General features: G+C 70.1%; 19 protein-coding genes. 6 read left to right on the top strand and 13 right to left on the bottom strand.

What is annotated here, in order from left to right; genetic code table 11:
- Window positions 1-4 precede the first annotated feature (4 nt).
- Together purM and purF are read right to left on the bottom strand one after the other, a co-directional pair.
- Window positions 5-1030, bottom strand: a complete 1026-nt coding sequence (gene purM / locus ABGB12_RS21700) for a phosphoribosylformylglycinamidine cyclo-ligase (protein WP_347680716.1) — start codon at window positions 1028-1030, stop codon at window positions 5-7.
- A 23-nt stretch (window positions 1031-1053) separates the two neighbouring features.
- Complete coding sequence (gene purF / locus ABGB12_RS21705) at window positions 1054-2514, bottom strand: amidophosphoribosyltransferase (protein WP_347681472.1); 1461 nt, start codon at window positions 2512-2514, stop codon at window positions 1054-1056.
- Window positions 2515-2710: 196 nt separating this feature from the next.
- On the opposite strand from purF, the gene ABGB12_RS21710 reads away from it, so the two are divergent.
- Window positions 2711-2962 (top strand): hypothetical protein, encoded by a 252-nt coding sequence (locus ABGB12_RS21710; protein WP_347680718.1) that lies wholly within the window; start codon window positions 2711-2713, stop codon window positions 2960-2962.
- 2 nt (window positions 2963-2964) lie between these two features.
- Here ABGB12_RS21710 and ABGB12_RS21715 read toward each other — a convergent pair whose 3' ends face one another.
- Entirely contained in the window at window positions 2965-3618 is a 654-nt protein-coding gene (locus tag ABGB12_RS21715; RefSeq protein ID WP_347680720.1) for a LamG domain-containing protein, read from the bottom strand.
- Between the two features lie 66 nt (window positions 3619-3684).
- Entirely contained in the window at window positions 3685-4038 is a 354-nt protein-coding gene (locus ABGB12_RS21720) for a sterol carrier family protein (protein ID WP_347680722.1), read from the bottom strand.
- Between the two features lie 51 nt (window positions 4039-4089).
- On the opposite strand from ABGB12_RS21720, the gene ABGB12_RS21725 reads away from it, so the two are divergent.
- From ABGB12_RS21725 to ABGB12_RS21735, 3 genes are all read left to right on the top strand, one after another.
- A complete protein-coding gene (locus tag ABGB12_RS21725; RefSeq protein WP_347680724.1) occupies window positions 4090-5646 on the top strand; it encodes a serine/threonine-protein kinase in 1557 nt (518 codons plus the stop codon).
- Window positions 5647-5805: 159 nt separating this feature from the next.
- Window positions 5806-6717 (top strand): hypothetical protein, encoded by a 912-nt coding sequence (locus tag ABGB12_RS21730; protein ID WP_347680726.1) that lies wholly within the window; start codon window positions 5806-5808, stop codon window positions 6715-6717.
- Between the two features lie 105 nt (window positions 6718-6822).
- Window positions 6823-7731 (top strand): hypothetical protein, encoded by a 909-nt coding sequence (locus tag ABGB12_RS21735; RefSeq protein ID WP_347680728.1) that lies wholly within the window; start codon window positions 6823-6825, stop codon window positions 7729-7731.
- A gap of 73 nt (window positions 7732-7804) precedes the next feature.
- On the opposite strand, the gene purL is transcribed toward ABGB12_RS21735, so the two are convergent.
- The 4 genes from purL to purS all read right to left on the bottom strand — a co-directional run bounded on the left by purL (window position 7805) and on the right by purS (window position 11591).
- A complete protein-coding gene (gene purL / locus ABGB12_RS21740) occupies window positions 7805-10051 on the bottom strand; it encodes a phosphoribosylformylglycinamidine synthase subunit PurL (protein WP_347680730.1) in 2247 nt (748 codons plus the stop codon).
- Complete coding sequence (gene purQ, locus ABGB12_RS21745) at window positions 10048-10722, bottom strand: phosphoribosylformylglycinamidine synthase subunit PurQ (protein ID WP_347680732.1); 675 nt, start codon at window positions 10720-10722, stop codon at window positions 10048-10050. Before purQ ends, purL begins: the two co-directional genes overlap by 4 nt.
- Window positions 10723-10780: 58 nt before the next feature.
- A complete protein-coding gene (locus tag ABGB12_RS21750; RefSeq protein ID WP_347681474.1) occupies window positions 10781-11215 on the bottom strand; it encodes an ATP-binding protein in 435 nt (144 codons plus the stop codon).
- A 133-nt stretch (window positions 11216-11348) separates the two neighbouring features.
- A complete protein-coding gene (purS, locus tag ABGB12_RS21755; RefSeq protein WP_347680734.1) occupies window positions 11349-11591 on the bottom strand; it encodes a phosphoribosylformylglycinamidine synthase subunit PurS in 243 nt (80 codons plus the stop codon).
- Window positions 11592-11699: 108 nt separating this feature from the next.
- On the opposite strand from purS, the gene ABGB12_RS21760 reads away from it, so the two are divergent.
- Window positions 11700-13301, top strand: a complete 1602-nt coding sequence (locus ABGB12_RS21760) for a hypothetical protein (RefSeq protein ID WP_347680736.1) — start codon at window positions 11700-11702, stop codon at window positions 13299-13301.
- An 84-nt stretch (window positions 13302-13385) separates the two neighbouring features.
- Here ABGB12_RS21760 and ABGB12_RS21765 read toward each other — a convergent pair whose 3' ends face one another.
- From ABGB12_RS21765 to ABGB12_RS21785, 5 genes are all read right to left on the bottom strand, one after another.
- Window positions 13386-14666 carry a dihydrolipoamide acetyltransferase family protein gene (locus ABGB12_RS21765; RefSeq protein ID WP_347680738.1) on the bottom strand — a complete coding sequence of 427 codons (1281 nt, stop codon included), beginning with the start codon at window positions 14664-14666 and terminating at the stop codon, window positions 13386-13388.
- Complete coding sequence (locus ABGB12_RS21770) at window positions 14660-15661, bottom strand: alpha-ketoacid dehydrogenase subunit beta (protein WP_347680740.1); 1002 nt, start codon at window positions 15659-15661, stop codon at window positions 14660-14662. The genes ABGB12_RS21765 and ABGB12_RS21770 overlap by 7 nt, the downstream gene beginning before the upstream one ends.
- A gap of 5 nt (window positions 15662-15666) precedes the next feature.
- Entirely contained in the window at window positions 15667-16764 is a 1098-nt protein-coding gene (gene pdhA / locus ABGB12_RS21775) for a pyruvate dehydrogenase (acetyl-transferring) E1 component subunit alpha (RefSeq protein ID WP_347680742.1), read from the bottom strand.
- 220 nt (window positions 16765-16984) lie between these two features.
- Window positions 16985-17233 (bottom strand): hypothetical protein, encoded by a 249-nt coding sequence (locus ABGB12_RS21780; protein ID WP_347680744.1) that lies wholly within the window; start codon window positions 17231-17233, stop codon window positions 16985-16987.
- Window positions 17234-17434: 201 nt separating this feature from the next.
- Window positions 17435-19267: an acyl-CoA dehydrogenase gene (locus tag ABGB12_RS21785; protein WP_347680746.1), complete on the bottom strand. Its 1833-nt coding sequence runs from the start codon at window positions 19265-19267 to the stop codon at window positions 17435-17437.
- A 238-nt stretch (window positions 19268-19505) separates the two neighbouring features.
- Between ABGB12_RS21785 and ABGB12_RS21790 the strand changes: the two genes are divergently transcribed.
- Window positions 19506-20288 (top strand): sporulation protein, encoded by a 783-nt coding sequence (locus tag ABGB12_RS21790; RefSeq protein WP_347680748.1) that lies wholly within the window; start codon window positions 19506-19508, stop codon window positions 20286-20288.
- Window positions 20289-20359 lie beyond the last annotated feature (71 nt).

Consider the following 20359-nt stretch of genomic DNA (forward strand, 5'->3'; position numbering starts at 1 on the left):
GCGGTCAGACCAGGACGGCCCGGCCCGTCCCCTCCACGATCTCGCCCAGCCGCCAGGCGGGCAGGTCGCGGGACGCGCACAGCTCCAGCGCCGCGTCGGCGGCCTCGGGAGCGACGATCGCGGCCATGCCGACGCCCAGGTTGAAGGTCTTGTCCAGGTCGGGCTGGGCGACCTGGCCGTAGCGGGCGAGCAGCTCGAAGATCGGTGGGACCGTCCAGGAGGCCCGCCGCAGCACCGCGTCGACACCCGCCGGCAGGGAGCGGGCCAGGTTCGCGGCCAGACCTCCGCCGGTGATGTGGGCGAACGCCCGGACCCCGCCCGCGTCCTTCAGCGCCAGGCAGTCCAGCGCGTAGATCCGGGTCGGGGTGAGCAGTTCCTCGCCGACGGTCCGGCCCAGCTCCGCGACGGTCTGCTCCAGGGTGAGCGAGGACTCCCGCAGGATGTGGCGGACCAGCGAGTAGCCGTTGGAGTGGATGCCGGAGGAGGCCATCGCGATCACCACGTCGCCGGGCCGCACCCGGTCGGGGCCCAGCAGCTCGTCGGCCTCCACGACGCCCGTCGCCGCGCCCGCGACGTCGAACTCGTCGGGCTCCAGCAGACCCGGGTGCTCGGCCGTCTCCCCGCCGACCAGGGCGGTGCCGGCCAGGACGCAGGCGTCGGCGATGCCGCCGACGATCTCGGCGATGCGCTCGGGGACGACCTTGCCGCAGGCGATGTAGTCGGTCATGAACAGCGGCTCGGCGCCGCAGACCGCGAGGTCGTCGACGACCATGCCGACCAGGTCGTGCCCGATCGTGCCGTAGATCCCCAGCCTGCGGGCCAGATCGACCTTGGTGCCGACGCCGTCGGTGGAGGTCGCCAGCAGCGGGCGCCGGTACTTCAGCAGCGCCGAGACGTCGAAGAGGCCGGCGAAGCCGCTGGCGTCGTCCACGCACTCGGGACGGCGGGAACGGGCGACCCGCGACTTCATCAACTCGACCGCGCGTTCACCCGCGGCGATGTCGACTCCGGCGGCCTCGTACGTGCTCACTGAGGGATTCCTTGGCTCGGTGACTAAGGGATGTTCGTGGGCTCGAGGACGTGCTTGCCGCGGGCCGACTCCTCGACCGGGATCGGGTAGACCCCGTCGAAGCAGGCCCGGCACAGCCTGTCCTTGGGCTGCTCGGTGGCCTCGACCAGCCCGTCGAGCGAGATGTAGCCGAGGGAGTCGGCGCCCAGGGACTGGCGCACCTCCTCCACGTTGAGGTTGCCGGCGATCAGCTCGGCCCGGGTGGCGAAGTCGATGCCGTAGAAGCAGGGCCAGCGCACCGGCGGGCTGGAGATGCGCACGTGCACCTCCTTGGCCCCGGCCTCGCGCAGCATCCCGACGATCGCACGCTGGGTGTTGCCCCGGACGATCGAGTCGTCCACGACGACCAGGCGCTTGCCCGCGATCGCCTCGCGCAGCGGGTTCAGCTTGAGCCGGATGCCCAGCTGCCGGATGGTCTGGGACGGCTGGATGAACGTCCGGCCGACGTAGGAGTTCTTGACGAAGCCCTGCCCGTAGGGGATGCCGGAGGCCTCGGCGTAGCCGATGGCGGCGGGCGTGCCGGACTCGGGGGTGGGGATCACCAGGTCGGCGTCGACCGGGTGCTCCTTGGCCAGCAGGCGGCCCACCTCGACCCGGGTGGCCTGGACGGACCGGCCGGCGATCGTGGTGTCGGGCCGGGCCACGTAGACGTACTCGAAGACGCAGCCCTTGGGGCGGGGCTCGGCGAAGCGCTCGGAGCGCACCCCGTCGGCGTCGATCGCCAGGATCTCGCCGGGTTCGACCTCCCGGACGAACTGGGCGCCGACGATGTCGAGCCCGGCGGTCTCGGACGCCACCGCCCAGCCGCGCTCCAGCCGGCCCAGGACCAGCGGGCGGATGCCCTCGGGGTCGCGGGCCGCGTACAGGGTCTGCTCGTCCATGAAGACCAGCGAGAAGGCGCCGCGGGTCACCGGGAGGATCTCGTGGGCCGCCTTGAGCGCGCCGCCCTCGCGGGTGGCCAGCAGGGCCGTGAGCACCTCGGTGTCGGTGGTCGCGGTGAGCTGCCCCGGCTCCAGCATGGCGGCGAGCTCGGGGGTGTTGATCAGGTTGCCGTTGTGGGTCAGCGCCAGCGACCCGTGGCCGGTGGAGCGGAACGTCGGCTGGGCGTTCTCCCAGGTGGGCGAGCCGGTCGTGGAGTAGCGGCAGTGGCCGATCGCCATGTGGCCGCGCAGGGTGCTCAACACCGACTCGTCGAAGACCTGGGAGACCAGCCCCATGTCCTTGAAGACCACGATGCGGGCGCCGTCGCTCACCGCGATGCCGGCCGACTCCTGGCCGCGGTGCTGGAGGGCGTAGAGGCCGAAGTAGGCGAGCTTGCTCACCTCGGCGTCGGCGGCGGCGTCCGGGGGGACCCAGACGCCGAAGACGCCACAGGCGTCCTGTGGGCCTTTGTCGTAGGGATCGAGCTCGTGGCTCAGGCGTCCATCGGCGTAGCGCGACACGATGTCCAGTCTAGGGTCAGGGACCAGGTGCTTTTTAAGTGACCCTTGCCGGAGAGGGCGGCGTGATCGGCTCCGCAAGGGGAAGTCTGGGTGCATGGCCGTGCCCCGTTACCCCAGCAGAGTCGAGTTTCCCCCCGAACCTCGCGGGCCGGGAGTGTCCGCCCTGACCCTCGGGATCGTTGGATTTCTCACTTTCTGGATGTGCGGCCTGGGCATGCTGCTGGCCGTGGCGGGCATCGCCACCGGCGTGTACGCGGTGCGCCGGGACCGCGGCCGCACCTTCGGCTACGCCGGCATCGCGGTGTCCGTCCTGGCCCTGGTGGTGGCGGTGAGCACACTGGTGTGGTTCGGCCGCCAGGCCGTCCAGTGCGCCGCCCGGTACAGCGACAGCCTGGAGCGGTCGCACTGCCTGGACGCCCGGTTCCCGCTGCTCCGGGCGGACCGGGGCTGACCTCAGCGCGGGTCCGGGCCGGCCAGCGCCGCGACCGCCTCTCCGGTCAGGGCGGTGGAGTAGACGCGCAGGTCGGCGATCTCCCCGACGAAGCCCAGCCCGTTCGCGTCGGAGCCCAGGAAGGTCTCGCCCGACGGGGAGACCACCGGGTGCTCCAGCCGGACGGCGCGGTCGAGCTCACCGTCGAGGTAGACGTAGATCTCCTCGGGGTCGACGACCACCGCGACGTGGACCCAGCGGCCCGAGGGCAGGCACGAGGTGTCGGCGTACTCGGCCCCGCCCTTGACGGTGAAGAGCTGGAAGCGCAGGCGCTGCTCGTCGGGGTAGAGCCAGCAGCCCATGCCCCGGGCGTCCCGGGGGCCCACGGACTTGTAGAAGGCGCCTCGCCAGGTGCCGGTGGGCTCCTCGCCCAGACGGAGGAAGAAGGCGACGCCGAACCCGAAGAGCTGGTCGAGTTCGAGCCGGGGCGCGGCGGGGATGACGGCCCGGTCCCCTCCGTGGAAGCCCAGGGCCCGTCCGGTCGTGGCCGGGACCAGGTCCACCGCGGGGTCGAGCAGGACGGGCAGGCCGCCGCCCGTCACGTCCAGGGCGCGGCGGTCCAGCGGGTCCGCCCTGCGGATGGTGTCTTCTTCGAACGTCCAGTGCGCGGCGAGCATGCCTGCACCGTCCGTCTCCCGCGGGCTTCTGGCAAGACCCAATCGTTCGGGCCCCGTCAGTGCCCCTCAGAGCGCGACGAGAGGCAGCAGCCCGCTGAGATCGGACCTGGTCCCGGTGGCGTGGACCCGGCCGTCCGCGACGGTGTCCGCCCAGGCCAGCCTGCCGGTGGCCAGCTCGACGAAGGTGCGGGCGTCGGTCTCCACCACGTTGGGCGGGGTGCCTCTGGTGTGCCGTGTTCCCTCGACGCACTGAACCGCCGCATACGGAGGAATTCTTACTTCTACCGACTTTCCTGGTGACTGCTGGGCCAGAAGTCCGAGAAGATGCTTCACTGCGGCCTTCTCCACCGCGCGTTCCGGCCGCTCCCCCGCGGCATAGGCCGACACCGCCCGGGACACCGCCTCCATGCTGGGATTCACCCGGACGACGTTACAGGCGGGCCCGCGGACCGGTAGAAATATGCCGGTTGAGTGCGATCTTTCGAGGTGACCATGTCCGACGTCCAGCCGCTGCAGCCCGGTGACCCCGGCCGGCTCGGCGATCATCAACTGGAAGGGCGGCTCGGCGAGGGGCGCCGCGGGGTGGTGTTCCGCGCCCTCCACGACGGCGCCCCGGTGGCGGTGAAGCTCCTGCACACCCGGCTCACCGGCGACGCGGCCGCCCGGGAGGAGTTCCTGCGCGAGGCGATGGCGGCCCAGCGGGTCAGCGGCAGCCGCACCGCCCGCCCGATCGACGCCGGCGTCGCCGGCGACTGGCCGTTCCTGGCGACCGACCTGGTGGCCGGCCCGTCCCTGCAGCAGATGCTCGTCCAGAGCGGCCGGGGCGACCGGACCACGGTGGAGCGCCTGGCCGTCGGCATCGTGCTCGGCCTCGCCCAGCTGCACAAGGCGGGGATCGCCCATCTGGACCTCAAGCCCACCAACGTGCTCATCGCCCACGACGGTCCGGTGCTGACCGACGTGGGCGTGGCCCGCGCGCTGACCGCCGGCGGGCTCCCCCCGGAGCCCGGCGTCCCCTCCTTCCAGGCGCCCGAGCAGCTCAGCGGCGGCAACCAGGGCCCGAGCAGCGACATGTGGGCCTGGGCCGCGATCGTGGCCACCGCCGCGTCCGGCAAGCCCCCCTTCGGCGAGGACAGCGTCGAAGCTGTCACGAACCGGGTGCTGAACTCCGAGCCGGAGCTCCACAGGCTGCCGGACTCCGTCCGCGACATGGTCGTCATGGCGCTGAACAAGGACCCGTTCCGGCGCCCCACCGCCGAGATGGTCCTGCAGACGCTGCTGCGCCGCGGGCTGCCGCTGCCCGCGTCCCAGCTGACCGAGGCCCAGAACCTGCTGCTGGCCCCGGTCCCGGAAGACCCTTGGTCGGCGGAGAGCACCGCCGCGCTCCCCGCCCTGGAGCCCGCGCTGTCGCAGGGCCCCGACTTCCCGGACCGGCCCGCCGACCCGTTCGCGGGCCCGTACCTGCCGCCCGCCCCCGACCGGGCCGAGTGGCCCGAGCCCGAGCCCCTGCCCAACATGACGACGGTGTGGAACGGCTCGCCCCCGGTGGACGTCCGCACGCCCGCCGCCGCCCGCCAGGACCAGCGCATGATCAAGGGCCTGGGCGCCCTGGTCATCGGCGTGGTCGTGGGCATCATCGTGATCACCCTGCTGTGGACCGGGGCCGAGGACGACGACCCGCCGCCCGCCGCCGAGCCCAGCTCGGCCCCCGTCGCGAACGAGGCGGCCTTCAGCGGGACCTGGCGCGGCACGGCCGTCAACCAGTCCGGGGTGAAGTTCAGCATCGAGGTGACCTTCGCCGACGCCCGGCAGGCCACGGCCAAGATCGGCGTGGGCAACTGCAGCGGCAGACTCACCCGGACCGGCGGCTCCGGACAGAAGATCCAGATGTCCTTCACCCGGACCGGCGGGCACTGCACCCCCGGCGACGTCACGGTGGCCGACCCCGGCGACGGGAGCCTGACCTACTCCTGGGTCAAGCCGGGGAGCAAGCGCCACCACTACGAAGCGACCCTCCGGCGTTCCTGAAGCTCCGGCACGGAGCCGCTTCTTCCGGCAAACTGAGCCGCGCCACCGGTCAGCGGCGCCGCGCGGCCCCGCGAAGGCAAAGAGAAGCAGGTAGTTTTTGGGACTACTCTTTGCGAGTTCGTCCCGCAGACCGACAAGTGGGCGAGAGGAGACCCCCCAGTGACATCGGTCCGGCGGCGCGCCGGGGCGGCCTTGGCCGCCGTCGTCGGCGCGCTGATACTGGCAGCCCCCTCCTCCAGCGCCGTGGTGCCCCTCCCCAGCGACAACACCAAACTGCGCCAGCTCACCAAACAGCTGAACGCACTCGACAAGGAACTGGGCGGGGAACTGGAGGAGCTCAAGGACATCCAGCAACAAGCCCAAAAAGCACTCCGCCGCAAAAAAGACCTCGGCGTCGAACTCAACAAATCCCGCAACATCGTCTCCCGCCTGGCCTCCGGCCAGTACATGTCCAGCGGCATCGACCCCACCCTCACCGTCCTCGGCCAAGGCGACCCCCAAGCCATGCTGTCCGGCATGTCCCTGGTCAGCCACCTCTCCAGCAACGAGGCCAACCGCACCAACAAGATCCAGCACACCTTCGACCTCCAAGCCCAAGCAGCCGAAGAGGCCAAGCAGAACCTCAACAAGCTCGACAAGAAGATCAAGCAGCTTGAGGCCAAGAAGGCCGACATCAAAAAGCAGATCGAGAAGTTCGCCCCGACACCTCTCATCGGCAACAGCGGTCTGACCGTCCGGATGGTGACCCTCCGCGACGCGATCCTGGACCGCTTCCGGCCCTTCCCCCACGCCATCGGCTGCCTGCGCTCCGGAGACCCCCTCGACCACGGCTCCGGCCGCGCCTGCGACTTCATGGAGAGCGGCGGCGGCCAGATGCCGACCCCCGACCGCGTCGCCCACGGCGACCAGGTCGCCCAATTCGCCATCAACAACGCCCGGAAGTACGGCGTCAAGTACGTCATCTGGAAACAGCGCATCTACGACATGCGCAGCCCCGGCTGGTCCGCGATGTCAGACCGCGGCAGCATCACCCAGAACCACTTCGACCACGTGCACATCTCGGTCTTCTGACGCCGCCTCCCGTCCCCGGAGCGGTAAAGAACAGCAGGTCGTTTTCAGGGCTAACCTTTGCGAGGTCGTCCCGCAGGCCGATCGAGCGGGCGAGAGGAGACCCCCATGACATCAGTCCGGCGGCGCGCCGGGGCGGCCTTGGCCGCCGTCGTCGGCGCGCTGATACTGGCAGCCCCCTCCTCCAGCGCCGTGGTGCCCCTCCCCAGCGACAACACCAAACTGCGCCAGCTCACCAAACAGCTGAACGCACTCGACAAGGAACTGGGCGGGGAACTGGAGGAGCTCAAGGACATCCAGCAACAAGCCCAAAAAGCACTCCGCCGCAAAAAAGACCTCGGCGTCGAACTCAACAAATCCCGCAACATCGTCTCCCGCCTGGCCTCCGGCCAGTACATGTCCAGCGGCATCGACCCCACCCTCACCGTCCTCGGCCAAGGCGACCCCCAAGCCATGCTGTCCGGCATGTCCCTGGTCAGCCACCTCTCCAGCAACGAGGCCAACCGCACCAACAAGATCCAGCACACCTTGGACCTCCAGGCCGAAGCCGCCAAGGACGCCAAGTCTCAGATCAGCAAGCTCGACAAGAAGATCAAGCAGCTTGAGGCCAAGAAGGCCGACATCAAAAAGCAGATCGAGAGATTCGCCCCGACGCCTCTCATCGGCAACAGCGGCATGACCATCCGGATGAAGACCCTCCGCGACGCGATCCTGGACCGCTTCCGTCCCTTCCCCGCCATCGGCTGCACGCGCTCCGGCGACCCCCAGGACCACGGCTCCGGCCGTGCCTGCGACTTCATGGAGAGCAGCGGCGGCCAGATGCCGAGCGCCGACCGCCTCGCCCACGGCGACCAGGTCGCCCAATTCGCCATCAACAACGCCCAGAAATACGGCGTCAAATACGTCATCTGGAAACAGCGCTACTACGACATACGAAATCCCGGCTGGTCGACGATGTCCGACCGGGGCAGCATCACCCAGAACCACTGGGACCACGTGCACATCTCGGTCTTCTGACCGCGCTCCAGGCCCGGTGAACGCCGGAGGGCCCGACCCCCAGGGGTCGGGCCCTCCGGCGTTCGCGGCCTCGTCAGGCCATGAGGTTCGGCAGGGTACCGGTGTGGGCCTCGCGCAGCTCGTGCAGCGGGATCGAGAAGAGCCCGTCGACGGTGAAGGAGTCGCCGCCGACCACGCCGATGGTGGTGAACGGGACGCCCGCCTGCTGGCAGATGTCCACGAAGCGGGCCTCGGCCTCGGGGCGGACCGCCACGACGGCGCGGGCCACGGACTCGGAGAACAGCTCCGTGAACGGGTCGCCCTGCAATGCCACCCGGACGCCCAGGCCACCGCGCAGGGAGGCCTCCACGAGGGCCTGGGACAGGCCGCCGTCGGAGAGGTCGTGGGCGCCCGACAGGAGGGTCTCCTGGGCCGCGGTGATGAGCACCGAGCCCAGCGCCGCCTCGGCGGGCAGGTCGACCATCGGCGGGAGGCCGCCGAGGTGGCCGTACATGACGTGCGCCCACTCCGAGCCGCCGAACTCCTCGCGCGTGGCGCCCAGCAGGACCAGCTTGTGGCCCTCCGCGGCGAACGCCATCGCGGTGCGGCGGCGGACGTCGGCGTGCACGCCCAGGACGCCGATCACCGGGGTCGGGTTGATCGGGGTGCTCCCGGTCTGGTTGTAGAAGCTGACGTTGCCGCCGGTGACCGGGATGCCCAGGGCCAGGCAGGCGTCCGCCAGACCCGCGGTGGCCTGCGCGAACTGCCACATGACACCCGGGTCCTCCGGGGAGCCGAAGTTCAGGCAGTTGGTGACGGCCAGCGGCTGCGCGCCGGTCGCCGCGACGTTCCGGTACGCCTCCGACAGGGCCAGCTGGGCCCCCGCGTACGGGTCGAGCCGGGTGTAGCGGCCGTTGCCGTCCAGCGCCAGGGCGACGCCCAGGCCCGTCTCGTCGTCCAGGCGGACGACTCCGGCGTTCTCCGGCTGGGCCAGCACGGTGTTGCCCAGCACGTACCGGTCGTACTGGGCGGTGATCCACTCCTTGGACGCCAGGTTCGGCGAGCCGGCCAGCCACAGCACGGTCTTGCGCAGCTCGTCCCGGGTGGACGGGCGGGGCAGCCGGCCGGGCGTGTCCGCCTGGAGCTGGGCCTGGTCGGCGGGCACCGCGACCGGGCGCTCGTAGACCGGCCCGTCGTGCGCGGCGGTGCGCGGCGGGATGTCGACGATCACCTCGTCGTGCCAGGTCATCACCAGGCGGCCGGTGTCGGTGACCTCGCCGATCACCGTGGCGGGCACCTCGTAGCGGGCGCAGACGGCCATGAACTCGTCGACGTTCTCCGGCGTGACGACCGCCATCATCCGTTCCTGCGACTCGCTCATGAGGATTTCCTCGGGCAGCAGGTTCGGGTCGCGCAGCGGGACGAGGTCCAGCCGCACGTCCATGCCGCCGGAGCCGCCCGCGGCCAGCTCGGTGGTGGCGCAGGAGACCCCGGCCGCGCCGAGGTCCTGGATGCCCTCCACCAGGCCGCGCTGGAACAGCTCCAGCGAGCACTCGATGAGCAGCTTCTCCATGAACGGGTCGCCGACCTGGACCGAGGGCCGCTTGGCCTGCGACTCCTCGTCGAAGCTCGCCGAGGCCAGCACGGACGCGCCGCCGATGCCGTCGGGGCCGGTGTAGGAGCCGTAGAGCACGACCTTGTTGCCGACGCCGGACGCCGACGCCTTGTGGATGTCCTCGTGCCGCAGCACGCCGATGCACAGCGCGTTGACCAGCGGGTTGTCCTGGTAGCAGGGGTCGAAGACCGTCTCCCCGCCGATGTTGGGCAGGCCCAGGCAGTTGCCGTAGCCGCCGATGCCGCTCACCACGCCGGGCAGGACCCGCCGGGTGTCGGGGGCGTCGGCCGCGCCGAAGCGCAGCGAGTCCATGACCGCGACCGGCCGGGCGCCCATCGAGATGATGTCGCGGACGATGCCGCCGACGCCGGTGGCCGCGCCCTGGTGGGGCTCGACGAACGACGGGTGGTTGTGCGACTCGACCTTGAAGGTCACCGCCCAGCCCTGGCCGACGTCCACGACTCCGGCGTTCTCCCCCATGCCGACCAGCAGCTTGTCGGTCTTGGGGGCCTTCTCGCCGAACTGGCGCAGGTAGACCTTGGAGCTCTTGTAGGAGCAGTGCTCGGACCACATGACCGAGTAGATCGCCAGCTCCGAGGAGGTGGGGCGGCGGCCGAGGATGTCGCGTACCTTCTGGTACTCCTCCTCGTTCATGCCCAGCTCCTTGTACGGCTGGGGCTGCTCCGGGGTCCGGAGGGCGAGGGCTACGTTGTCGGTACCGCTCATGCGTTGATCAGGCCCTTGACGATCGAGGTGAAGAAACCGAGCCCGTCGGTGGTCGGGCCGGTGAGGGACTCCACGGCGTGTTCCGGGTGGGGCATGAGACCCACGACGTTGCCGGCCTCGTTGGTGACGCCGGCGATGTCGTTGATCGAGCCGTTGGGGTTGACGTCCATGTACCGGGCGACCACCCGGCCGGAGGACTCCAGCTCTTCGATGGTCTCGGCGGACGCGGTGAACCGGCCGTCCATGTTCTTCAGCGGGACCACGATCTCCTGGCCCTGGACGTACTCCGACGTCCAGGCCGTCCGCGCGTTCTCGACGCGCAGCCGCTGGTCGCGGCAGACGAAGTGGCCCTCGGCGTTGGGCATGAGGGCGCCCGGCAGCAGGTGGGCCTCGGCCAGGACCTGGAATCCGTTGCAGATGCCCAGGACCGGAAGACCCGCCTTCGCGGCCGGGATCACTTCCTCCATCAGCGGGGCGAATCTGGCGATGGCACCGGCCCGCAGGTAGTCCCCGTAGGAGAAGCCCCCGGGGAGCACCACGGCGTCGACCCCCTGCAGAGAGGTGTCGGCATGCCACAGCGCCACGGGCTCTCCGCCCGCTATGCGCACCGCTCTGGCGGCGTCACGATCATCGAGGGAACCAGGAAAAGTGATGACGCCCACGCGGGCCATCGGCACTCCATTGCGATCCTCGGCGTCCCAGGTGAGGACGGCCGTCTACCGGCCTAACTTACCCGGAGCTGCGGACCAGTTCGGATTCGAGGCGGCGCATGAGCGCCTCGTCATTCCAGGTCAGTCGTTTGCGCAGCACGACGCGCACCCCGTCGGGGGTCGCGGTGAGGGCGAGGTCGTCCACCAGGGCTCTCATGATGTCCAGGCCGCGGCCGGATTCGGCGAGTTCTCCCGCCTGGCGTGCCGCGGGGCCGAACCCGTCGCCGTGGTCGGTGACGGAGAGCACACAGGTGTCCTCGTCAATGCACCCGGCGACCTCGTATTCGAGGGTCGACGAATGCCGGACGACATTCGTGCAGGCCTCGGAGGCGGCCACCAGAATGTCGTGGATGCACTCTCCGGAGACACCGAGCCCGCGCAGCGCGTCCCCGAGCACCCGGCGGATCACCGGCACGCTCAGCTCCTCACAGGGCAAAGCCAGCGAGAATTTCATATCCACCAGGCCCACCTCGGAAAGTCGGACGGACCTAACAGTTCCCCGCGGTATCCGCGATAATCACCGGGTGGCGGATCGTTTGAATTCATCACCTACTGGAACGCGACAATGCGGGCTTGTCCCCCGCCGTTCATTCCGCGTGCACTTCGAAGTCCTCGATCACCGGATTGGCCAGCAGCGTGCCGGCGAGTTCACGGATCCGCTCCACCGCCTCCTCGTCGGCCGGGCCGTCGAGTTCGATCTCGAACCGCTTGCCCTGGCGGACCGCCGCCACGCCCTCGAAGCCCATCTGGGGAAGCTTCCGGGCGATCGCCTGGCCCTGCGGGTCCAGGATCTCCGGCTTCAGCATGACCTCGACGACCACACGCGCCACTGCTCTTCCCCCCTCATGGGCTTCGCCCATGGCTGATCACTGATTTAGTCTTAACGGCAATCCGAAAGCGTACGCCACGTGCGCGACCCTCCCCCCAGGAGCCAGTCCTTGGACGTCTCTGACCTCACTCCCGCGGAGCGCCGGGTATGGGACGCCTTCCCCTCCGGCGAGCTGGTGGACCTGACCCCCCTCGACGCCGCGCAGGCCGACCAGTGGGGCCCGCACCGCCGGGTCCGCGCCTCGGTGCTGGTGGCTCTGCTCACCGGGGCCAGGGAGCCCGAACCCGGCCAGGTCGCCAAGCTCCAGCTGCGCGGCGCGTACGTGACGGGCCCGCTGGACCTCGGCCACGCCCAGGTGCAGGTCCCGCTGACGCTCACCGAGTGCGTGCTGGCCGAGCCTCCCCGGCTGTACTGGGCGCAGCTGCAGTCGGTGCACCTGATGCAGTGCCGGATGCCCGGCCTGGTCGCCTCCGGCGCCCGCATCGACGGCCACCTGTGGCTGGAGGGCAGCGTCATCACCGGCGGGCTGCTGCTGGACGGAGCGCACGTCGGCGGCATCCTCAGCCTGTCCGGGGCGCAGCTCACCAACCCGACGGAGGAGGCGCTGCTGGCCGACCGGCTCCAGGTCGAGGCCAACATCTACTGCGACCGCGGCTTCCTCGCCGAGGGCGAGGTGCGGCTGCCGGGCGCCCGGATCGGCGGGCAGCTGATCTTCCGCGGCGCCACCCTGCGCAACGCCCGGGGGCCGGCGCTGTACGCCTCCCGGCTGGAGGTGGGAGCGAACGTCTTCTGCGACGAGGGCTTCGACGCCGAGGGCGAGATCCGGCTGCGGGGCGCCCGCGTCGGCGGCTACCTGTCGCTGGTGGGGGCCCGGCTGAACCACCGCGGGCGGGCGCTCAACGCCGACGACCTCGTGGTCGACATCGACGTCTACTGCTCCGACGGCTTCCACTGCACCGGCGAGGCCTCGTTCGCCGGGGCCAAGATCGGCGGGCAGCTCAGCTTCAAGGGCGCCCGGCTGGCCAACCCCGAGGGCACCGCGCTGAGCGTGCAGCGGCTGACCGCCGAGGAGCTGCTGCTGCGCCCCTCCGCCCCGGTGGAGGGGGTCGTGGACCTCTCGTACGCCAAGATCGCCCTGATGCGGGACGACCCGGCCACCTGGGCCTCCTCGCTCCAGCTCGACGGCTTCGCCTACGAGATGATCGAGCCGCCTCTGACCGCCAAGGAGCGGCTGGAGTGGATCCGCCGGGACAAGGACGGCTACCAGCCGCAGCCGTACGAGCGGCTCTCCATCACCTACCGCGAGATCGGACTGGACGCCGACAGCCGGGCGGTCCTGCTGGCCAAGCAGCGCGACCGGCGCGCCACCCAGCCCTGGCACCACCGGATCTTCGGCTACCTGCAGGACGTCCTGGTCGGTTACGGCTACCGCCCGTTCCGCGCACTGGCCTGGCTCGGGGCGCTGCAGGTGGCGGGCACGGTGCTGTTCTCGATCGAGAAGCCCGGCAAGCTGGACCCCGGGCACGAGCCGCACTTCAACGCCTTCTTCTACACGCTGGACCTGCTGCTGCCGATCGGCTCCCTGAACCAGGAGATGGTGTTCGCGCCCGAGGGGATCTACCAGGTGGCGGCCAACATCCTGGTCGCGGCGGGACTCCTGCTGGGCCTGACCGTGGCGGCGGGGGCCACCCGCGCGCTGTCGCGCGAGTGACCCGGCCCAGACGACCGCAGCGAAGCGAGGATCGGCTGGGCCGACCCCGGGGGCCTGGGGGTCGCCCCCCAGAGCCCCGGGTGTTCAGCCGAGGGCCAGCAGGCGGAAGGGGTCTTCCAGGAGGGCGCCCACCTCGCGTAGGACGGCCGAGCCCAGTTCGCCGTCGACGACGCGGTGGTCGAACGACAGGGACAGGGTCGCCACCCGGCGCGGCTTGATCTTCCCCCGGTGGATCCAGGGCAGTTCCCGGATCTGGCCGACCGCCAGGATCGCCACCTCTCCGGGGCTCAGGATCGGGGTGCCGGCGTCGACGCCGAAGACGCCGACGTTGGTGATGGTGATGGTGCCGCCGGTGAGGTCGGCCGGGGAGCACCGGCCGTCGCGGGCCCTGCCGACCAGCTCGGCGAGCCCGGCGGCCAGCTCCTGCAGGGGCATCGCGTGGGCGTCCTTGAGGTTGGGCACCAGCAGCCCGCGCTCGGCCGCCACGGCCACGCCCAGGTTGACCCGCCGCCGCACCACGATCTCCTGCGCCTCCTCGTCCCAGCAGGAGTTGATCATCGGGTGGTGGCGGACCGCCGTCAGCAGCGCGCGGGAGACCAGCAGCATGGGGCTGATCTTGATCTCGGCGTAGTCGGGGAGACCGCGCAGCCGCTCCACCATCTTCACGGTGCGCGTGACGTCGATCTGCAGGAACTCCGTCACGTGCGGCGCTGAGAAGGCCGAGGAGACCATCGCGGCCGCCATCGCCTTCCGCACCCCCTTGACCGGGATCCGTTCCTCGTCGGCGCTCTCCAGCGGCTTCCGGGGCGGTTCCAGCTCCGCCGTACCGGCCGCCTCCACCGAAGCCCGGACGTCCTCGCGGGTGACCGTGCCCTCCGGCCCGGTGCCCACGACCGTCGAAAGGTCGACGCCCAGGTCCTTGGCGAGCTTGCGGACCGGCGGCTTGGCCAGCGCCCGGCCCGCCGGAGGCGTCGCCGCCGGGCGGTTCGCGGGCTTGCGGGGGCGGCGCCTGGTGCTCGCGGGTTTCACGCCGTACCCCACCAGCACCGGGGTGCGGATGGTCCCCTCGCCCTCCTTGGGCCGCCTCGTCTCCTGTTCCGGAGCCGTGTCCGGCGGTGCCTCCTCCCCCGGTTCGCGCACCCCGATGATCGGCGTGCCGACGGCGACGGTCTCGCCCTCGTCCGCCAGCAGTTCGGCCACCACGCCCTCGTACGGGCTGGGCAGCTCGACGATGGCCTTGGCCGTCTCGATCTCCACGACCGTCTGGTTGAGCTCGACGGGGTCGCCCGGCGCCACATGCCACCTGACGATCTCCGCCTCGGTCAGGCCCTCCCCCACGTCGGGGAGCTTGAAGTGCTTCACCATGAGAAAGTCCGATCCACCGCGTCCAGGACCCGATCGAGATCGGGCAGGTAATGGTCCTCCAGCCGCGAGGGGGGATAGGGGGTGGCGAAGCCGCCGACCCGCAGGACCGGGGCCTCCAGGTGGTAGAAGCAGTGCTCGGTGACCCGGGCCGCGAGCTCGCCGCCGAAACCGCCGAACACCGGGGCCTCGTGCACCACCACGCACCGGCCGGTGCGCCGTACGGACTCCAGGATCGTGGGGGTGTCCAGGGGGGAGAGCGAGCGCAGGTCGACGACCTCGACCGAGCGGCCGTCCTCCTGGGCGGCCTGGGCCGCCTCCAGGCAGGTCTTCACCATGGGCCCGTAGGCCAGGAGGGTGACGTCGGTGCCCGGACGGGCCACCACCGCCCGGCCCAGGGGCACGGCCTCGGCCGTCGGGTCGACCTGCGCCTTGTCCCAGTAGCGGCGCTTGGGCTCGAAGAAGACGACCGGGTCCGGGCAGGCGATCGCCTGCTGGATCATCCAATAGGCGTCCGCGGGATTGGCGCAGGCCACGACGCGCAGGCCGGCGGTGTGGGCGAAGTAGGCCTCGGGCGACTCGCTGTGGTGCTCGACCGCGCCGATGCCGCCGCCGCAGGGGATCCGCACGACCACCGGCAGCTCGACCGCGCCGCGCGAGCGCATCCGCATCTTGGCGAGCTGGGTGATGATCTGGTCCGCGGCGGGGAAGACGAACCCGTCGAACTGGATCTCGCACACCGGCCGGTAGCCGCGCAGCGCCAGGCCGATCGCGGTGCCGACGATGCCGGACTCGGCGAGCGGGGTGTCGATCACCCGTTCCTCGCCGAACTCCTTCTGCAGGCCGTCGGTCACCCGGAAGACGCCGCCCAGCCTGCCCACGTCCTCGCCCATGACCAGGACCTTCGGGTCGTCGGCCAACGCCTGGCGCAGTCCCTGGTTGAGCGCCTTGGCCAGGGTCAGCGTCTCGCTGCGCGGCCGCGGCATGGTCTCGATCATGTCGTTCACCGGAACCCCGCCAGGTAGGAGTCGTAAGCCGCCTTCTCCTCTTCGAGGGTCGAGTGGGGGGCCGCGTAGACCCGGTCGAACAGCTCGGCGGGGGGCGGGTCGGGCAGGGCCAGGCAGGCGTCCCGCAGGGCGCGGGCCTCCCGCTTGGCGTGCGCGTCGGTCTCGTCGAAGAAGTCCGGCGAGGCCAGCCCGTCGCGGGACAGGTACGCCCTGAGCCGGGAGATCGGGTCCTTGGGCCGCCAGGTCTCCAGTTCCTCGGAGTGCCCGTAGCGGCTGGGGTCGTCGGTGGTGGTGTGCGCGCCCATCCGGTGGGTGACCGCCTCGACCAGGGTGGGGCCGCGGCCGGTCCGCGCCAGGTCCAGGGCGCGGCGGGTGACGGCCAGGCAGGCCAGCACGTCGTTGCCGTCCACCCGCACGCCGGGGAAACCGAAGCCTTGGGCCCGGCGGTACAGCGGGATCCGGGTCTGGCGTTCCAGCGGCGTGGAGATGGCCCACTGGTTGTTCTGGCAGAAGAAGACGACCGGCGCGTTGTAGGACGCCGCCCACACGAACGACTCGTTCACGTCGCCCTGGGAGGTGGCCCCGTCTCCGAAGTAGACGAGGGCGGCGTCGCCTATGCCGGTGCCGTGGCCACCGTCGCGCTGGATGCCCATGGCGTAGCCGGTGGCGTGCAGCGTCTGGGTGCCGATGACGATCGAGTAGAGGTGGAAGCCGTGCTCCTTGGGGTCCCAGCCGCCGAGGTCGACGCCCCGGAAGAGCTTGAGCACGTTGAGGAGCGGCAGTCCGCGGCAGTAGGCGACGGCGTGTTCGCGGTAGGTCGGGAAGACCATGTCCCCGGCGCCCAGCGCTCTGCCGGAGCCGACCTGGGCGGCCTCCTGCCCCAGCAGCGAGGGCCACAGGCCCAGCTCGCCCTGGCGGGTGAGGGCCACGGCCTCGCCGTCCAGGGCCCGGACGACGACCATGTCGCGGTAGAGGTCGCGGAGCTGCTGGTCGGTCAGCGTGAGCGGATAGTCGGGGTGTTCGAGCCTCTCGCCCTCGGGCGTCAGCAACTGGATGAGTTCGGTGTCCTGCACGGTGTGCGCGTCAAGGGTCACGACCGCCTCCTTCGTCTGCCTGGGGCGCGGGATCACCGCACCTGCCAGGTGGCTGGAGCCTCCTTCGCCCCCACCGGGTCACGGCGGGGCTCGCAAGGGAGATCTGGGCCCATCGTGGCACAGATCACTCGACTCCTACCATGCCCCACAGGAAGATCTACCCCTTGAGCGCCGTGCCAGACACGGATCTCCTGCCGGACCACGACACCGCGGGAAGGTTTCAGTCGATCACGTCCCGGTGCCGCGGGTGGTGGGTGTCACCCTCGACCGGCCGTTCGATGTGCGGCACGATCTCGGGGTCGACCTCGGCCCTGCGCGGTGGCAGGTACTGCAGCGCCAGGGTGACCACACCCATGATCATGAAGATGACGCCGATCGCGTTGATGTCCACGGGGTCGCCGTCCGCCTTGATGGCGAACTTGAGGATGGCTCCTATGGTGAACAGGAAGATCGCCAGACTGAAACGCATCGCAGTTTCCCTTCGCCGAACCCGGAGTGCTGGGTAAAGGTCTCCCCATCTCCGTGGCATCGGACACACGATCGTCACTGTGGGCGTGATCACCGGCCGGGACCGGACCCGGACACGCCGCCCGAAGACGCCGGAAGCCCCGGCACGGGGTCCGTGCCGGGGCTTCGCGATGACGCGGTCGCCTGGAGGGGGCGAAGGGGCCTAGAAGGCCTCCTCCGGCAGCTCCATGACGTCCAGGGTGACGTTCTCGGCCATCACGCGGTCCGAGGACAGGCGGGGCAGGACGTTCGCGGTGAAGAACTGCGCCGCGGCGACCTTGCCGGTGTAGAAGTTGCGGTCGGCCTCGGAGAGCTCGCCGCCCAGCTTGCCCAGGGCCACCTCGGCCTGGCGCAGCAGCAGCCACGCCACGACGGTGTCGCCGAGGGCCATCAGCAGCCGGGTGGTGTTCAGCCCGATCTTGTAGAGCTCCTTGGGGTTCTCCATCGAGCCGAGCGCGCAGTTGACCATCGTGCCGATGATGCCCTCGGTGTCGGCCACGGCCTGGGTCAGCAGGGCGCGGTCGTTCTTCAGGCGGCCGTTGCCGGCCTCGGAGGCGGCGAAGGCCTTGATCTCGTCCAGCAGCACGTTCAGGGTCGCGCCCTGGTCGCGGAGGATCTTACGGAAGAACAGGTCCTGACCCTGGATCGCGGTGGTGCCCTCGTAGAGGGTGTCGATCTTGGAGTCGCGGATGTACTGCTCGATCGGGTAGTCCTGCAGGAAGCCCGAGCCGCCCAGGGTCTGCAGGGACTCGGCGCCCAGCAGCGCGTAGGAGCGCTCGGAGCCGAAGCCCTTGACGATCGGGAGGAGAAGGTCGTTCATCTTCTCCGCCTGGACGTCGTGGCGGCCCTCGTGCTGGGCGATCGCGACGGCGTCCTGGTAGGTCGCGGTCAGCAGGACCAGCGCGCGCATGCCCTCGGCGTAGGCCTTCTGGGTGATGAGCGAGCGGCGGACGTCCGGGTGGTGGGTGATGGTGACGCGCGGGGCGGTCTTGTCGGCCATCTGGGTCATGTCGGCGCCCTGGACGCGCTCCTTGGCGTACTCCAGCGCGTTCAGGTAGCCCGTCGACAGCGTCGCGATGGCCTTGGTGCCGACCATCATGCGGGCGTACTCGATGACCAGGAACATCTGGCGGATGCCGTCGTGCTTGTCGCCGACCAGCCAGCCGACCGCCGGGTGCTTCTCGCCGAAGGTGAGCTCGCAGGTCGTGGAGACCTTGAGGCCCATCTTCTTCTCGACGTTGGTCACGTAGGCGCCGTTGCGCTCGCCGAGCTCGCCGGTCTCCAGGTCCACGTGGTACTTGGGCACCAGGAACAGGGAAAGGCCCTTGGTGCCGGGGCCGGCGCCCTCGGGGCGGGCCAGCACCAGGTGGTAGATGTTCTCGGACATGTCGTGCTCGGCCGAGGTGATGAAGCGCTTCACGCCCTCGATGTGCCAGGAGCCGTCGGGCTGCTGGACCGCCTTGGTGCGGCCGGCGCCGACGTCGGAGCCCGCGTCGGGCTCGGTCAGCACCATGGTGGCGCCCCACTGCCGGTCGACGGCGTGCTGGGCGAACTTCCTCTGGTCCTCGTTGCCCTCGTTGAAGAGGATCTGGGCGAAGCCCGGGCCGGAGGAGAACATGTAGATGGCCGGGTTGGCGCCCAGGACCTGCTCGGCCACCGCCCACACCAGGGAGCGCGGGGCCTGGGAGCCGCCGAGTTCGGGGCCGAGGTCCAGGCGGAACCACTCGGCGTCCATCCACGCCTTGAAGGACTTCTTGAACGACTCCGGCATCTTCACCTCGCCGGTGGCCGGGTCGAACTTCGGCGGGTTGCGGTCCGCGTCCTCGAAGGACTCCGCCACCGGGCCGGTCGTCAGCCGCGTGACCTCGTCGAGGATGCTCCGTACGGTGTCCTCGTCCATGTCCTCATAAGGACCCTTGCCGAGGACCTCCTGGCGGTTGAACACCTCGAAGAGGTTGAACTCGATGTCCCGAAGGTTGGCCTTGTAGTGCCCCATGGGTGAGACCCCGTCTTACTCGGCGGGTTGCCGCGCACCCCGCGTCTACCGGTTAGTAACTAACGATGATGCTACCCGCCGGTAACTGTGACAAGCCTTCAGGGTGCCCGACCAGAGTGTGACTCATACCACATATTTGTAAAAGATCATAACGGAACGTCCGGCTCCTCTCACACGACTAAGAGGAGTATCGACTGGTCACCCCAGTCGCGTTCAGCCTCAAAGGAGAGACGGAAAAGTGGTCTTCAAGAAGCTCCTCAGCGCCTTCGGAGTCGGCGGCCCTTCAATCGAGACGATCCTGAGGGACTCGAACGTCAGGCCCGGTGGGATCGTCGTCGGCGACATCCATCTGACGGGCGGTGAGGGCACCGCCGAGATCCTCGGCATCAACGTGGCCCTCGTCACCCGGGTCGAGGTGGAGAGCGGCGACAACGAGTACGCCCAGAACGAGAAGTACGCCAAGGCCCACCTCTCCGGGGCGTTCCAGCTCCAGCCGGGCGTGCGCCACAGCTTCCCGTTCCAGCTGGAGGTGCCGTGGGAGACCCCGATCACCCACATGTACGGCCAGCCCCTGCGCGGCACCACCGTCGGCGTCGCCACCGAGCTCGAGGTCGCGCGCGCCATCGACGCCACCGACCTCGACCCCATCGCGGTGCACCCGCTGCCCGCCCAGGAGCGCATCCTCGCCGCCTTCTCCAACCTCGGCTTCCACTTCCGGAACGCCGACTGCGAGAAGGGCCGCATCTACGGGGTCACCCAGCTGCTGCCCTTCTACCAGGAGATCGAGTTCTACCCGGGCGGCCGCTACTCCCAGCACTTCAAGCAGCTGGAAGTGACCTTCGTCAGCAACCCCCATACCACCGAGGTCATCCTCGAACTGGACAAGCGGACGATGTTCGGGAACAGTCACGACACGTTCAGCCGCTTCACCGTGCCGAACACCGGATTCGAGAACACCAACTGGGAGCAGGAGATCGACTCCTTCCTCCAGCAGGCCGGCCGCAAGCGGGGTTTCTACTAAGCCGAACGCGACCTGGAGCACGAACTGAACACCGCCGAGCAGCGACTGTGGGACGCCTATTCCCGAGGCGT

The sequence above is a fragment of the Actinocorallia sp. B10E7 genome (assembly GCF_039871655.1).
Classification (GTDB): Bacteria; Actinomycetota; Actinomycetes; order Streptosporangiales; family Streptosporangiaceae; genus Actinocorallia.